This window comes from Roseobacter sp. GAI101 (assembly GCF_000156335.1).
Lineage (GTDB): Bacteria > Pseudomonadota > Alphaproteobacteria > Rhodobacterales > Rhodobacteraceae > Sulfitobacter.
In genome coordinates, this window is sequence record NZ_DS999213.1 from 2869018 (window position 1) to 2884042 (window position 15025).

Sequence of the window (15025 nt, forward strand, 5' to 3'; positions counted from 1 at the left end):
CTTTGGTCATCACTCTATCGCGGTGCCTTCGGCAAGACGTTCGCCGCGCGCCAGTCGGAGCAGTTGTGCAAGGCACTGCAGGGTCAGGATGATCGCGCCAAGCGCCACAAGGCTTTGTGGCCAAACAAGCGGCGTGCGCACGACCGTCGCCGAGGTCGAGCCGCGCTGAAACGACAGCCAGGCCATTTCACTCAGTGCCCAGGCCAGCGCGGCACAGGCCAGAAGTCCGGCAAGACATGCCCCGAATTCCAGTCCCCGCGACAGCGGACGTGGTACCGTTTCCAGTACCGCCGTGACGCGCACATGTGCGCCATTGCGCAGCGCATCGGCGGCCCCCATCATAAAGGCGGTGCCCATCGCGTAGGCGGCATAATCCCAAGAGAACGCCAGCGACTTTCGTATGAGGTTTCGGGAGAAGATTTCGGCAGTGATCAGGCCGAGGATCATCAGCAGGGCCAGCCCGGCAATCAGGTTTCCTGCGCGTGTCACCGCATCAATCGGCGCGATGATGGCATCGAAGGTCTGGCGCGGGGCCGGGTCTGTGCGTTGATCCATGACATTGGCCATCGGGACTGCCTTTTTTGAAACGGGGGCTGGGATACAGCAAAGGCCGGGCACCGTCGGATGCCCGGCCCGTTGGCTTATTCTCCGCGTACGGCGAGATAGTTGTCAATCACCGGGGCCGCCTCGGGTACCCGTTCCTTGAACGCGTCCCAAAGCGGGCGCGCGGCGTCGATCAGCCCGGCCTTGAGTTCGGGCGAGGGCGCGGACACGGTCATGCCGTTTTCTTCCAGCGTGGCGATCTTGGCCTCGTCTTCCTGGGCCGAATTCATCCAGAAACTGCCTTCCAGCCCAGCGGCGGTCGTCTCGATCGCGGCTTGATCTTCGGGATGAAGCGCATTCCATGCATCAAGGTTGACGGTGACGATATTGGACGATGCCTGCCAGTTGAAGCTGCTCATGTTGTCCATGAATTCCCAAAACGCGCCGTCTACCCCCGAAGAGGACGACGTGGTCACGCCCTTGATGGTGCCGGCAGCAAGCGAAGGCACAACTTCGCCCCAGGGCATTTGCAGCGGGGCCGCGCCAAGCGCGTTAAAGAAGGAGTCGCCGTTGGCATCGACCACACGGATGGTCAGACCTTGCAGGTCATCCAGCGTTTCGATCTTGTTGGGGGAATAGACCGCCTGGCCGGGCCAAGGCACCATATAGAGCAGCTTTTGATTCATATCCTCGGCGATGTCTTCGATCATCGGGCGGTAGAATTTGTGCAGCAGGGCAAGATCGGGCAGCGTGGGCGCAAGGAAGGGCAGTGTCTCGACCCCGAGCGCCGGGTTTTCGCCGACTTGCTGGCTCATCAGGATGTCGGCGATGGGCACCAGCCCGTCACGCACGGCGGCCATGCCTTCGGGACCCTTGATGCCAAGCGCGCCACCGGAATGCACGGTGATCTTCACTTCGCCATCGGTGGCAGCGCTGACCGCTTCGGCAAAGGTCATTGCGTTCTGGGTGTGAAAGTTTCCCTCGGGCCAGACGACTGACATATCCCATGCGGTCTCTGCCATTGCGGCTGTCCCCAGCATGAGGCTTAGCGATGCGGCCCCAATCCCAATTCCATGTTTCATGTCTAAAACCCCTGTTGATGTTTTTGGAAACGGCCCCTCGGCAAGCGGCCTACTGTTTTTTCAGTATACCAGATGTATTCGGAGTGAAGCTTTGAGAGAAGAAAATATCGTCCAAGATCGAATATGCCCGTTATTCGGGCGAAGTTTTGCGGAAAACGTCTGATTTTTGCGCAATTCGAAAAACGAGTTGCGGCCCGTCCGGTGTTTGGGACCGCTCTTGCAGAGTGTGGCAGACGGGTCGCCCAGGATCCAAGCAGGCCGCATCAGCGATAAGCTGTGGCTATCATCCCCTGGAAAGTTTTGACTATTTATAATCACCCCTGCTCGGGTAAAGCGGTAGCAGAGGAGACTTTTAGGCGGGGAGGCCTGACATGACAATCACACTACGAACACTTGTATATAGCGCTCTGGTTGGTGCCATGCTTGGCGCGGCACCGGTCAGTGCCCAGCCGTCAGGCACGTTCCATTTCGCAGATCAGGCAAAACTGATCACGATGGATCCGCACCAGCACACGGGCGGCGGATCATCGTACCTGCGCCCTGTCTATCAGGCGCTGTTTGACCGTTCGCCAGAGGGACAGATCGTTCCCGTCCTTGCAGACGCCTACGAGGTCGACGGCACCACGATCAAGGTAACCCTGAAATCCGGTATCAAATTTTCCGACGGTAGCGACCTGACTGCCGAGGTTGCCGCGCAAAACATCAACCGCGTGATCGAATTGGGTGTGAATGCGTCGATGAAACTGGCTGACAAGGCCGAAGTCACCGGCGAAAACGAGATTACCATCACGCTGAAAGGCCCCGACCCGTCGATCGTCTAGGCGTTGACCGGTACTGCTGGTATGATGGTAAGTGCCGCGGCGCTGGACGATCCGGCGCTGGACCGCAATCCGGTCGGCACAGGCCCCTATGTCTATGTTGCTGACCAGTCGCGCGAGGGTGAATTGCGCGTCTATGCGCCGACACCGAACTATCGCGCGCCAGAGCAACAGGGGCTGGAACGCATCGAGATTTCTGAAATTCCTGACAACACTGCCCGTTTGAATGCGTTGAAAACCGGTCAGATCGATTTGGCTGTCTTCCTGTCATCGCCCCAAGCTGCAATTGTCGAACGGACTGCGGGCATCACGCTGCTCAAGCAGCCGGGCGGGACGACGTATCACTTGTCCATTTTGGACCGCGCGGGCACTCTGGTTCCGGCTTTCGCCGATCCCAAGGTCCGCATGGCGATGAACTATGCCATCAACAGAGAGGCGTTTTCCAAGGCCATCGAATTCGGTCTGTCGTCGCCCGCGTCGCAGCCCTATGTCGCGGGTTTGTGGCAACATGATCCTTCTCTCGAGGGGCGCTATTCCTATGATCTGGATCAGGCGCGCGCCCTGATGAAAGAGGCGGGTTACGAGGACGGGTTTGAATTTACCATGCCGTCGATCCCGATATTTGCCTCGCGGCTTGAAGCGGTGGCGGGATTCCTGAAAGAGATCAACATCACCATGAACATCCAGACCGTCGAACCGGGCACTTTGGCGCGCCGCAGCCGGACCAGGGATTTTCCGGCGACAAACCTTGTCTGGAACAACGCAATCGACCCCAAGTTTCTGACGACCTATTATGTCGCGGAAGACGCGGTGTTCAATCCGTTCAAGATCAAACCCGATCCCGAACTGACAGAGCTGAGCGCGCAAGGACTGGCCACAGCAGCCGAAGCCGCGCGTGCGCCTATCTATTACAAGATGCAGCACAAGTTGGCGGATGAAAGCTATATGATCTTCATTACCACCACGCCGGTCCTGTTTGGGGCATCTGACGCAGTGGCCGCAAATCCGACGGTCAAGTTCCGCCCCGGAACCGATACGCCGTATTTCAGCGGCCTTCGCGTTGACAACTGAAAGCCGGAAAGACCTGCGTCATGATTAAGCTTATCGGGCAGCGCCTTCTGGCCATGCTGCCGCTTCTGTTGATCGTGTCGGTGCTGACGTTCTCTTTCACCGCACTTTTGCCAAGTGATCCGGTGGACCTGATCATCGGCGACCGCGGATCGGATGCCCAGTATGAAATGGTGCGCGAACGGCTGGGTCTGAACCAGCCGTTCGTCGCCCGGTATTTTGACTGGCTGGGCCGTGCCGTTCAGGGCGACCTGGGCACGTCGTTTTTCAATTCGGTGCGGGTGACGGATGCGGTGTTGTTGCGCATGCCTGCCGCGCTGTCGCTGACGACTGGTGTCGGTGCTGATTTCGATTGTCGTGGGCCTGGGCGCAGGCATCGCCGCGGCATTGCGTCCGCGGTCCTGGATTGACCGTCTTGCAACCTTTGGCGCGACCATCGGGTAGGCCATCCCCAATTTCTGGCTGGGTCTGATCCTCGCGGCGATCTTTGCCGTCTGGCTGCGATGGTTTCCGGCTACCGGCTATGTGCCGCTAAGCGAATCGGTCATCGGATGGTTGCACTCTATTACCTTGCCTGCGCTTGCACTGGGTCTGTCGACCAGCGCGGCCATCGCACGGCAGGTGCGCTCCGCAATGGTGGGTGTCCTGCAGCAGGATTACATCCGCGCGGCACGGGCGCAGGGCCTGTCGGCGCGTCGGATCATTCTGAAGCACGCGCTCAAGAATGCCCTGGTGCCTGTGATCACGGTCCTGTCGTTTCAGGTCACCATCTTGCTGGGCGGTGCCCTGATCGTCGAACAGGTCTTTGCCATCAACGGCATCGGGTCCCTGGCCATCGCAGCGGTGCGCCAGCAGGACATTCCGATGATACAGGGCATCGTTCTGGTGTTGGTTCTGATCGTCATGGCGGTACAGCTGGTGACGGATATCCTTTATGGTCTCATTAACCCCAAGGCGCGCCCCTCATGACTGATACGACTGTCCCTGCGCCCCGCACACCACGCCCGGCCTGGATGAAACCCGCGACATTGGCCGTTGTGGTGCCGTCGGTCGCGGTGCTGGCCACGCTGGTCGTGTGCGCCCTGTTTGCCGGATGGCTGGCCCCCTATGATCCGCTGTCGCAAAATCTGATCAACGCGCTTCAGGGGCCGTCTGCGGACCATTGGCTTGGCACGGACGATCTGGGGAGGGACGTGCTGTCGCGCATGATCTTTGGCAGCCGGATTGCGGTTATCGCCGCCTGCGAAGCGACCGGGCTGGCCGTTCTGATCGGTGTGCCTGTCGGGCTGTTCATCGGTTATCGCGGTGGCTGGTGGGACTGGATCACCATGCGCATCGTCGAGGGCATCGTGTCCATTCCGGGGATAATGGTGGCCATTGTTATCATCGCCATTCTGGGTACAGGGCTGCACCGTGCAATGTTTGCGCTTGGTATTTTGTATTCGACGGCATTCTTGCGATTGGCGCGCTCTATCGTGCTGACCGAACGCGAGGAGGTTTACGTCAAATTCGCCCGTGTGATCGGCGCATCGTCGTCGCGCATTCTGATCCGGCACATTTTCCTGAACATCGCACCGCCGCTGATCGTTCAGGTGACATTGACCGTGGGCGCGGTTTTGCTGGCCGAAGCCGGGCTTAGCTTTATCGGGATCGGTGTGCAGCCGCCTCAGGCCAGCTGGGGGACAATGCTGAACACCGCTGCGGCCTATATGGAACTGAACGCCTTTCTGGCGGTGCCGCCGGGGCTGGCGATTGTGCTGACCGTGCTGGCAGTGAACCTGCTGGGCGATGTGCTGCGCGATTCCATCGGCCGGGGCGTTCGGGTGCCTGCATCGGCCCCGTCCAAGCCTGCAGCGCAGGTTCGGGTGGCTGCGGGCACGTCCATTGCGGCGCGTCCCGACGATGCGCTGCTGGTCGAGGGGCTCGAGGTGATGGTGTCGCCCAAAGACGGAGGAGAAGTGCCCGTTGTCACCAACATGTCCTTCCGTATTGCCAGGGGCGAAACGCTGGGGCTGTTCGGGGAATCCAGATCGGGCAAAACGGTAACCGGGCTCGGGTTGATGGGATCGATCGGGGCAGGGGGCTGGATCACCCGGGGCCGTATGATGCTGGACGGGACCGATTTACTGCGGCTGACCCCGGCGCAATTAGAAAAGGCACGCGGCAACGACGTGGCGATGGTGTTCCAGGATCCGACAACCAGCCTGAACCCGTCCATGACGGTAGAGCAGATCATAACCGAGCCGATGAAGGTTCACAGCCAGATGGCCCGGCAGGAACGCCGCCAGAAGGCCGCCGAGTTGTTGCGCCTTGTGAACCTACCGGAAACGCATCTGCCGCGCTATCCCAATGAATTTTCGGGCGGGCAACGCCAGCGGATCGCGATTGCCGCTGCCCTTGCTTTGCAGCCAAAGCTGATCGTGCTGGACGAACCCGTCAGCGCGCTGGACGTGTCGACGCAGAACCAGATCATCAATCTGCTGTACGAACGGCGTGACGCGCTTGGCATGTCGTATTTGCTGATCGCGTATGATCTTGCGCTGGTGCATCACATTTCGGACCGGATTGCTGTAATGTATCTTGGTCACATCGTCGAAGAAGGCCCTGCCGACCGTGTCTATCACCGCCCGGCGCATCCCTATACCAAGGCGCTGCTGGATGCGGTGCCGCTGCTGGATCCTGCACGCCAGCGAGCCCGCCGTTCCGAACGCCGGGCGGCGGCGGCTGACGATCTGCCCCGCGCGGCAGATGCGGGCTGCCCTTACCGCAACCGCTGTGCCTTCGCGATGGAACGCTGCCACCGTCATGCGCCGCCGGCTTTGCCTGTCGACGGCGGCGGTACTGCCCAGTGTTTTCTGGTTGATGCCCATCGCGCCGGAGTGTCCGCGCCCGAAGCCGAGGTTCTTGTATGACGATGCCGTGGAGCGCAAAATGCGACACCTATGACGTGGCGGTCAGCACTGTGCCCCTTGCCGATGATACTGGCGGCACGCTGTCGCTGACCTTGCGCTATCCGCACGAGGGCAAGGCAAAGGCGGTGGTCATCTTTTGTCACGGGTTGGGGTCAAGCGGCGCAGCCTACGGCGGGTTGGCCGAAGCTTGGGTCAAACAGGGGTATGTCGTCATCCAGCCGACCTTTGCAGACAGCATCTTCGAGGTGGCCCGCGCATTCCCCGAACTGGGGCTTGATCCGCAGGATGAAGACCTGGTGCTTTGGGCGCGAAAACCGTCTGCCATATGGCAAAAGATGTTCCAGATTTTGCATGATCCGGACTACTGGCTTGACCGGATACGTATCGTGAATGTGGTAATGGACCAGTTGCCGGACCTGCTTCAGCGGGCGTTTGCGCCAGCGGCCGGGCTGCCGCTGGCCATAGCCGGGCATTCCTTTGGGGCCTATACCGCGCAACTGCTGGCGGGGGTCGAAATCGACCTGCCCGATGGGCCCCGCAATTTTCGTGATGATAGATTTGCCGCGGCGCTTGTCCTCAGTGGGCAGGGCCGTGACCAACAGGGGCTGCGGGACGGGTCGTGGGACGATATGACCGGCCCTGTTTTGACCGTGACAGGCAAGCAGGACGGGGGCGCAAAGGGACAGGATTGGCACTGGAAATGCGAGCCCTTCGATCTGGCCCCAAGCGGTGGCAAGGTGCTGGCCGTGCTGGGGGATGCCAACCATTATCTGGGGGGCATGACGCCCGAAGGTGTTACAGTGCCGCATCAGTTCGAAGCCTTGTCGATGGTCACGACGGCGTTTCTGGATGCCTATGTCCGCCAGCGGGCCAGCGCGCGCAACTGGCTGGCGCTAGTCGAAGACCGCATCGGGAATTGCCCGGTCGTCTTTTCGCGCAAGTAGCGGGGCGGATCAGGTATCAAGGCCGGCGGACACGCTGACCAAGGCAGATCTAAACGCCTGAAGTCCGACCACGTGTTCATGTTCGATCAAGGTCAGAAAGCCGATTTCGATCGGGGGCAATCGCAGAAAACCAGTGTCCAGCGTCACGATCTGCTGTTTGACGGCCGGCGAGGTCAGCACAAGACGCGGCAGCACAGCCAACACCGGCATTTCGCGGGCAATGCCGACCAGCCCGTTGGGATCGGCGGCGACTTCTACCGCGATCCTGGGTTCTGAAAGGCCGTTGTTGCGAAATGCCGCGGTCAGTCCCGCGCGGTTCTTGGAGTCTTCGGGTGGCAGCGCCCATGTGGCGTTTTGGAGGTCTTCTGGCGTTGGTTTCGCACGCTTGGCCAGCGGATGGTCGATAGAGCAGACAACCACGAGGTCTGTTTTGAACAGATGCACATGGCGCAGGCTGTTTTTCATCTCCGGCGGGACCACCTCCCAATCGATGCGGCCGACGTAGCAGTTGATTTTCCCGTCCCACAGGTCGCGGGTCATGTCCTTGGCCAACCCCGAGCGGACTGCGTATCTGACATCGGTCCCGTCGTTGGCCGCGATCTGCAGCGCTGACGGGATGACATTGAACAACATCGCAGGATTGGTGCCGACGCGCACCACAGGGGCCAGACCTTCGTCAAGTTCTGCGGCAAGCGTGTGAAATGCGGCCAAGCCCGATCTGGCCCGCTGCAACGCAAGCGCCCCCATCTTGGTCAGCTCGACACCGCGCACCGAACGGCTGACCAGCGTCACGCCAAAGGCAAATTCAAGATCCTTGACCATTTGTGACACCGCAGGCTGGGTCAGGCCAAGCTGTTCGGCCACCGACCGCAAGGAGCCCTGATGTTGGATCAATTCCAGCAATCGAAGATGCCGCAACCGAAGCCGGTCGAGGTGTTGTGCGGAATGGGGCATCAGAAAATCCTATCACATTGCAGGTTTTTTGAACTTTTTCTATTGTTCGAGGCCCCGTATGGCAAGAGAGGATGGAGAATTTTCCAGCCATTTCACGTCAAGGCAGGAGAGCGTGATGAAGAGTGATTTCGAGACCGCAGGCACCGCAGATGCGCAGGCTGCAGATGCAGAGGAAGGGCGCGGGTTCCAACCGTTGGCGGGATTGCGTGTCGTGGATCTGAGTCAGGTTCTGGCGGGGCCCTTTGCGACCTATCAGCTTTCGCTGTTGGGCGCAGAGGTACTGAAGATCGAGAAACCGGGTGAAGGCGACTGGACGCGCAATGGCGGACCAAGTGGCGCGCTAAGCGAGATGGGCATGGGGCTGAATTTTCTGGCCCACAACGCCTCGAAAAAATCGGTGACGCTGGATTTGAAATCGCCAGAGGGGCTGGCCGCGCTGAAACGGCTGATTGCAACCGCTGATATCTTTGTCGAGAATTTCAAACCGGGCGTGGCCGAACGTTTGGGGCTGGGCTTTGAGGCTGTGCGCGAAATCTGCCCGCAGGTCGTGTACTGTTCCATATCCGCATATGGTCAGGATGGCCCGCTGCGCCAGCGCCCTGCCTATGATCATGTCATCCAGGGCATGTGCGGCATCATGATGACCACGGGGCAAAAGGGGGATGGCCCGACAAAGGTGGGTGCGCCCTTTGTCGATTATGCCACCGGAATGAATGCTGCGATGGCGATTTTGGCCGGACTGGCCGAGGTGCGCCGCACCGGGCAGGCGGTACAGATGGATGTGGCGATGCTGGACACGGCATTGATGATGATGGCGTCCCTGGTGACGCAGCATTTGACCGCTGGCTGGATGCCCGCGCAAAATGGCAACGAAGCCTGGAGCCAGAGCCCGTCGTCGGGGGCGTTCCAGACTTCCAGTGGCGTGCTGATGCTGGCGGCCAACAACGACAGGCAATTCGTAAAGCTTTGCGAGGCTGTCGGGCGCGCAGGTATTCTGGCAGATCAGCGCTGGGCGACGCCTGCGGCGCGCGCTGAAACCGCGATTGAATTACGCGAAGAACTGGTTGCGCTTTTCCTGACGCGCCCCGCCGCAGAGTGGGAAGAGATTCTTGCGGCAGCAGAGGTGCCCGCCGCGCGGGTCCGCAGCTTGGACGAAGTCGTGCAGGAAGAACAATTTGCTGCGCGCGATCTGATTTCGGAAATGACCATTCAGGGGCGTGATCTGCCGGTTCATGTTCCGAACTTGCCGTTCAAGGCCAACGGGACGAACCTGCACCCCGCGAGCGCCCCGCCTGTGCTGGGCTCTGACACCGAAGCCGTTTTGCGCTGTGCTGGGCTGAGCGCGCAAGACATTGCGACGATGCGCGACGCGGGCGTGATCTGACAAGACACCACATTTTCACACGGCAGGCTGCGCCCTTGGCGGCGCAGTACCCTGCAAGCAGTTTCGGGAGATCGGGCAATGGCGATGGATGGACAAGACCGCGGCGACACCGACACAGGGCCGACGGCGCAGTTTCCGGCAGGGGCGGCCCGCGGCGTGTCAGAGGCGGGGCTGAATGTATTTCGCGGTCTGCCCTATGCCTTGCCCCCCACGGGCAGACGGCGCTGGCAGCCCCCGGCATCAATGCCCGACTGGGAGGGGCTGCGCGATGCCACAAGGTTCGGTCCTGCCTGTCCACAGCCCTTTCGGCGGTCCGGCAGCGTCTACGAATGCGACATTCCGCTGAAAGACGAAGACTGCCTGAACCTGAACATATGGGCCCCAACGGGGGGCAAGGATCTGCCGGTCTTTGTCTGGATTCACGGCGGCAACCTGTTGCGCGGCGCGGGCAGCGAACCGCTGACCGAAGGGGCGGCTTTGGCACGGCGTGGCCAGGTGGTGGTTACCATCAACTACCGGCTCAACATCCTTGGCTATCTTTCGCACCCCGAACTGGACGCCGAAAGCGCCGATGGCGTTTCCGGTAACTATGGGTTGCTGGACCAGATCGCGGCACTGGAATGGGTTCAGCGCAACATCGCGGCGGTCGGCGGCAACCCCGACAATGTGACCGTCGCCGGAGAATCCGCAGGGGCGCTCAGCGTCTATTATCTGATGTGCGCGCCTGCGGCCAAGGGCCTGTTCCACCGGGCGATCGCGCAAAGCGGACACATCTGTTCGGCGCAGGCCCTCAAGACCGAAGTCTACGGCATGGGCACGGGGCACGAGACGGGAAAATCGATCATGGCCGCGCTTGGATGTCAAAGCATTGCCGCGTTGCGCGAGTGGGACCCACAGAACCTTGCCCTGGCGGCAGACAAGGCAGGCTTTACCGCGCAGGGGGTGGTTGACGGTGTTGTGTTGCCCGACCAGCAGCTGCACCTTTTCCAGACAGGACAGACGGCACAGGTCCCGCTGATCGCGGGATTTAACAGCGGTGAAATCCTGACGCTGGAATTCTTCATGCCGCCGCTGCCCGAAACCGCAGAGGATTACGAGGAGATGATCCGCGCGCGCTATGGCTCCCTTGCTGACCGGTTTCTGGCCCGGTATCCGTCCGATGACATCAAGGGCAGCACACAAGCCGCCGTTGGCGAGGCCCTGTTTGGCTGGAGCGCGCTAAGCGCGGCCAAAGCGCAGGTCAAAGCCGGTTTGCCAGCCTATGTTTACTACTTCGATCACGGCTATCCCGAGGCGCAAGACCGCGGGCTGCACGGGTTTCATGCGTGTGAACTGGCCTATTTGTTCAACACGATGGCAGCATCGCCGCCCGCCTGGCCCAAGGCACCGGACAGCGTGCAAGAGGCCAGCTTTACCCGCGCCTTTGGCGACTACTGGACGGGTTTCACCCGCGACGGGGTCCCGACAGCCACCGGGGCTCCGGACTGGCCCGACTACAGCGACAGCGGTGCGGTCATGCACTTTGCCGACACGCCGCGGGTTGCGCGCGATCTGTTCGGCGACATGTACGCTGTGATCGACGCAGATTTCGCACGGCGCAGGGCAGATGGAGACCGTCCATGGAGCTGGAACGCAGGCGTGGGCGCACCCGTGCCGTCAGCCGACTGACACCTCAGACAGACGTAGAAACGGGATAAAACCGGGGTGGCCTCCGGATCACAAGAATAAAGGCGAGGACAAGAATGATTGATCTGACTGGACGTGTGGCCATTGTAACGGGCGCAGGCGGGGGTTTGGGCCGCGCACATGCGCTGCTTTTGGCGTCGCGCGGGGCCCGTGTCGCGGTAAACGATCTGAGCGTTGCACAAGCGCAGGCCGTGGTGGATGAAATCACCGCAGCGGGCGGCGACGGGATGGCGGTTGCCGGGTCCGGATCGGATTTCGACGCGGTCGAAGGAATGGTGGCGCAGGTCATGGATCGCTGGGGCCGGATCGATGCGTTGGTGAACAACGCCGGTATTTTGCGGGACAAGTCATTTGCAAAGATGGCGCTGGAAGATTTCCGCCTTGTGATGGATGTTCACCTGATGGGGGCGGTCCACTGCGCCAAGGCCGTATGGCCGCATATGCAGGCGCAGGGCTATGGGCGGATTGTGATGACGACATCGTCGTCGGGCCTGTACGGAAACTTCGGTCAGTCAAACTATGGCGCTGCGAAAATGGCGCTGGTCGGGTTGATGCAGACATTGGCGATTGAAGGCGCACGCCATGACATCCGGATCAATTGCATCGCACCCACTGCGGCAACGCAAATGCTAGAGGGACTGTTGCCCGAAGCGGAACTGGACCTGCTGCAAGCCGACCACGTCAGCCCCGGACTGTTGACGTTGCTGCACGATGAAGCCCCCACGCGCACGATCTTGTGTGCCGGGGCAGGGGCCTTTGCCACCGCCAATGTCACGCTGACCGCCGGAGCCTATGCCGGAACGGGGCCGGACACCCCCGAGAAGGCACTGGCGCAATGGGAAAAGATCACCGACCGAACCGGCGAATGCGTGCCGCAATCGGGTGCCGAACAGGGACGTCAGGAACTGGCCCATGCCGGGTACACCCGCGACGATGTGCAACCGAATTGAACCGCGCACCGACAGCCCAAAAGGCGTACAGCACATGACCCAGTTGAAAACGACATGTCCGGTATTGCCGGTGACGACCATCCAGGACATCCGCGAAATCGAAGCGCAGCCCTATGACATCCATGTCACGGCCCGCAATCTATACGATCTGTTCCGCGCGACGGCCCTGCACGGTGGCACGCGCAAGGCATTGACGGTGTTGCGCTCCGGTGATCCGGATGATGTCGGCGTGTCCTTGAGCCATGCAGAGATGTTGCAGGCAGTGACGGGGGCCGCAAACCTGTTCCGGTCATTGGGGCTTGGCCCGCAAAAGGGGGGCGCGGCGTTCCTTGCGCCGACGGTGCCCGCCTTGTTGTTGGGCGCGCAGGTGGCGGGCGTGGCCAGCACGATCAACTATTTGCTAAGCGCGGAAGCGATCATTGACCTGCTGAACGCCCAAGCGGCGACGATCCTTGTGATCCCGGCGGCGTATCTGGACCAAACCTGTTGGGACAAGGGTAATTCCATCCGCCAGGCGGTCCCAACCTTGCAGCATGTGCTTGTGATCGGTGCAACGGAACAGGCAGACGGATTGACGCCGCTTGATGCTGTCTTACGGCCCTGCCGCACCGACGAATTGTCCTTTACGCCAACCGACGACCCGGATGCGGTGAGCGCGCTGTTTCACACCGGCGGCACCACAGGAAGCCCGAAGCTGGTGCCGTTGACGCATGGCAACCAGATTCACGCAGCCTTCGGATTCGGGCAGGTGTTCGGCTATGATGATACGGATGTGGTAATCAACGGGTTTCCGTTTTTCCATGTCGGCGGCACCATGACCGTTGGGTTGTCGGTGCTGGCGGCGGGCGGGCATCTGGTGGTGCCTTCTCCCTGTGCACTGCGTCCTGCCGAAGTGATCCAATCCTACTGGCACTTGGTCGAGGCGTTCTCGGCCACGGTGGTCAGTGGCGTGCCGACGTCAATCGCCGCACTGACGACAGCCTGGGCGGAGGGGCGCGATGTTTCATCCGTGAGGATGGCGGTCACGGGCGGTGCCGTGCTGCCCGCCGCAGTGGCAAAGCGGTTTCAGGATGTTACCGGCGTGCCGTTGTTTGAAACCTACGGGATGACGGAAACGGCTGCGGCCATCGCTTTTAACCCCGGACGGGGGACGGCCGTTTTAGGGAATGTCGGACTGCGCGCGCCCTATTCCGAAACCAGAATCGTCCAGGTAGATGACATGCAGACCGTGTGCACCCCGACCAAAAGCGGCCTGGTGCAGGTGCGCGGTCCGCAGGTGTTTCCGGGCTATGTCGATGCGGCGCATAACATCGGGGTGCTGGACGGCGACGGATGGCTGACAACGGGCGACATCGGCTATCTGACGGCGGATGAAACGCTGGTTCTGACAGGACGGGAAAAGGATTTGATCGTGCGCAGCGGTCACAATATCGACCCGTCGGCCATCGAGGACGTGGCAAACCGGTTTCCCGATGTACAAATCAGCGCCGCCGTGGGGTTGCCCGATCAATATGCAGGCGAAGTGCCGATATTGTTTGTGGTTCCCAACCCCGCTGCAACCATCGACGTCACAGCCCTGGCCGCGATGCTTGAGGCAGAACTGCATGAACCCCCCGCGCGTCCGCGCCGGATCATGGTGATAGATGCCTTCCCTGTGACGGCTGTGGGCAAGATTTTCAAACCAGCGCTGCGCGCGCGGGCGATTGTCGAAAAGCTGCGCACCGAGGTCGCGCATCATTGCGGCGACAGTGTATCGCTGGATGCGACAGTGGGCACGGATGCGCAGCAACGGGTGCAGGTTGATGCGGTCCTGACTGGTGCGACACCGGCACAGATCGCGGCGCTGCAAGCGGCACTGGCCCCCTTGCCGCAAGCCTATCGTCTGACCCGAGCAGACCCCTGTGTTCGGCTGGATGTGTCCGACGGCGTTGCCCTGCTGACCCTCGACAGACCAGACAGCCTGAATGCGGCATCCCGCGCCCTGATGCATTCGCTGGACGCGCGGCTGCACCAGATCAAGGCAATTCCCGACCTGCGCGTGGTCATACTGACAGGCGCGGGCCGGGCGTTCTGTGCAGGCGGCGATCTGATCGAATTCGACCAAGAGCGTGCTGCAGGCACACTGATTGACACGCTGGCTTATAACCAGAGGGTGATTTCGATGATCGAGGCGCTCGAGGTCCCGGTAATCGGTGCCGCCAACGGGATTGCCGTTGCCGGTGGTCTGGAAATGCTGCTGTGTTGCGACATTCTGCTGGCTGCCAGCACCGCACGGCTGGGCGACGGTCATGCGAAATTCGGCATCCTTCCGGCGGGCGGGGCGACGGTGCGTCTGGGGGAAAGGATCGGGCCGACACGTGCGGCGCAGTTGTTCTTTACGGCGGGAATGATTGACGCGCCCACGGCACAGGCTTGGGGGTTGGTCAACGAGGTGGTGCCTGCAGATCAGCTGCTGGAGCGCGCCCGGGAGCTGGCCGGTGAAATCGCCGCGTGCAGTCCGCAGGCCGTGCGCCGTATCAAAAGGCTCAGCCGTGCCGATGTGATTTCACCCGGTCGCGATGCCAGACTGGCCGCAGAGATCAGTGAATTCGCACAGCATATGGCGGGGACCGATCTGCAAGAAGGATTGCAGGCCTTTCGTGAAAAGCGGTTGCCGAAATACACGAAGGGTTAATCGAAAGCCC

Annotated in this window: 11 protein-coding genes and 1 pseudogene; 9 read left to right on the top strand and 3 right to left on the bottom strand. The window is 61.1% G+C overall.

The window, feature by feature from the left end; genetic code table 11:
• Window positions 1-9: 9 nt before the first annotated feature.
• A complete protein-coding gene (locus RGAI101_RS13370) occupies window positions 10-555 on the bottom strand; it encodes a TRAP transporter small permease subunit (protein ID WP_050763257.1) in 546 nt (181 codons plus the stop codon).
• 86 nt (window positions 556-641) lie between these two features.
• The gene (locus RGAI101_RS13375) at window positions 642-1625 is read right to left on the bottom strand and encodes a TRAP transporter substrate-binding protein (protein ID WP_037228273.1); all 984 of its coding nucleotides are present in this window, start codon (window positions 1623-1625) and stop codon (window positions 642-644) included.
• 494 nt (window positions 1626-2119) lie between these two features.
• On the opposite strand from RGAI101_RS13375, the pseudogene RGAI101_RS13385 reads away from it, so the two are divergent.
• The 5 genes and pseudogenes from RGAI101_RS13385 to RGAI101_RS13400 all read left to right on the top strand — a co-directional run bounded on the left by RGAI101_RS13385 (window position 2120) and on the right by RGAI101_RS13400 (window position 7367).
• Window positions 2120-3514, top strand: a pseudogene (locus tag RGAI101_RS13385) (ABC transporter substrate-binding protein).
• A gap of 20 nt (window positions 3515-3534) precedes the next feature.
• The gene (locus RGAI101_RS21275; protein WP_008228757.1) at window positions 3535-3921 is read left to right on the top strand and encodes an oligopeptide ABC transporter, permease protein; all 387 of its coding nucleotides are present in this window, start codon (window positions 3535-3537) and stop codon (window positions 3919-3921) included.
• A gap of 37 nt (window positions 3922-3958) precedes the next feature.
• Window positions 3959-4480, top strand: a complete 522-nt coding sequence (locus RGAI101_RS21280; protein WP_157044681.1) for an ABC transporter permease — start codon at window positions 3959-3961, stop codon at window positions 4478-4480.
• On the top strand, window positions 4477-6423 hold the full coding sequence (locus tag RGAI101_RS13395; RefSeq protein ID WP_050763209.1) for a dipeptide/oligopeptide/nickel ABC transporter permease/ATP-binding protein: 1947 nt from the start codon (window positions 4477-4479) through the stop codon (window positions 6421-6423). The genes RGAI101_RS21280 and RGAI101_RS13395 overlap by 4 nt, the downstream gene beginning before the upstream one ends.
• The gene (locus tag RGAI101_RS13400; RefSeq protein ID WP_008225625.1) at window positions 6420-7367 is read left to right on the top strand and encodes an alpha/beta hydrolase family protein; all 948 of its coding nucleotides are present in this window, start codon (window positions 6420-6422) and stop codon (window positions 7365-7367) included. Before RGAI101_RS13395 ends, RGAI101_RS13400 begins: the two co-directional genes overlap by 4 nt.
• Window positions 7368-7376: 9 nt before the next feature.
• Here the strand turns inward: RGAI101_RS13400 and RGAI101_RS21285 are convergent, their stop codons facing one another.
• Window positions 7377-8321 (bottom strand): LysR substrate-binding domain-containing protein, encoded by a 945-nt coding sequence (locus RGAI101_RS21285; RefSeq protein WP_008227211.1) that lies wholly within the window; start codon window positions 8319-8321, stop codon window positions 7377-7379.
• A gap of 115 nt (window positions 8322-8436) precedes the next feature.
• On the opposite strand from RGAI101_RS21285, the gene RGAI101_RS13410 reads away from it, so the two are divergent.
• The 4 genes from RGAI101_RS13410 to RGAI101_RS13425 all read left to right on the top strand — a co-directional run bounded on the left by RGAI101_RS13410 (window position 8437) and on the right by RGAI101_RS13425 (window position 15015).
• Window positions 8437-9705 (top strand): CaiB/BaiF CoA transferase family protein, encoded by a 1269-nt coding sequence (locus tag RGAI101_RS13410; RefSeq protein ID WP_008226166.1) that lies wholly within the window; start codon window positions 8437-8439, stop codon window positions 9703-9705.
• 84 nt (window positions 9706-9789) lie between these two features.
• Window positions 9790-11373, top strand: a complete 1584-nt coding sequence (locus tag RGAI101_RS13415) for a carboxylesterase/lipase family protein (RefSeq protein ID WP_198133700.1) — start codon at window positions 9790-9792, stop codon at window positions 11371-11373.
• Window positions 11374-11447: 74 nt separating this feature from the next.
• A complete protein-coding gene (locus tag RGAI101_RS13420) occupies window positions 11448-12341 on the top strand; it encodes an SDR family NAD(P)-dependent oxidoreductase (protein WP_008227986.1) in 894 nt (297 codons plus the stop codon).
• Window positions 12304-15015: an AMP-binding protein gene (locus tag RGAI101_RS13425; protein ID WP_157044682.1), complete on the top strand. Its 2712-nt coding sequence runs from the start codon at window positions 12304-12306 to the stop codon at window positions 15013-15015. The genes RGAI101_RS13420 and RGAI101_RS13425 overlap by 38 nt, the downstream gene beginning before the upstream one ends.
• Window positions 15016-15025: the final 10 nt, after the last annotated feature.

Bases quoted from the DNA above. Each gene is read 5' to 3' on its own strand.
- RGAI101_RS13370 (WP_050763257.1), bottom strand. From the start codon at position 555: ATGGATCAACGCACAGACCCGGCCCCGCGCCAGACCTTCGATGCCATC.
- RGAI101_RS13375 (WP_037228273.1), bottom strand. From the start codon at position 1,625: ATGAAACATGGAATTGGGATTGGGGCCGCATCGCTAAGCCTCATGCTG.
- RGAI101_RS21275 (WP_008228757.1), top strand. From the start codon at position 3,535: ATGATTAAGCTTATCGGGCAGCGCCTTCTGGCCATGCTGCCGCTTCTG.
- RGAI101_RS13395 (WP_050763209.1), top strand. From the start codon at position 4,477: ATGACTGATACGACTGTCCCTGCGCCCCGCACACCACGCCCGGCCTGG.
- RGAI101_RS13400 (WP_008225625.1), top strand. From the start codon at position 6,420: ATGACGATGCCGTGGAGCGCAAAATGCGACACCTATGACGTGGCGGTC.
- RGAI101_RS21285 (WP_008227211.1), bottom strand. From the start codon at position 8,321: ATGCCCCATTCCGCACAACACCTCGACCGGCTTCGGTTGCGGCATCTT.
- RGAI101_RS13410 (WP_008226166.1), top strand. From the start codon at position 8,437: ATGAAGAGTGATTTCGAGACCGCAGGCACCGCAGATGCGCAGGCTGCA.
- RGAI101_RS13415 (WP_198133700.1), top strand. From the start codon at position 9,790: ATGGATGGACAAGACCGCGGCGACACCGACACAGGGCCGACGGCGCAG.
- RGAI101_RS13420 (WP_008227986.1), top strand. From the start codon at position 11,448: ATGATTGATCTGACTGGACGTGTGGCCATTGTAACGGGCGCAGGCGGG.
- RGAI101_RS13425 (WP_157044682.1), top strand. From the start codon at position 12,304: ATGCCGGGTACACCCGCGACGATGTGCAACCGAATTGAACCGCGCACC.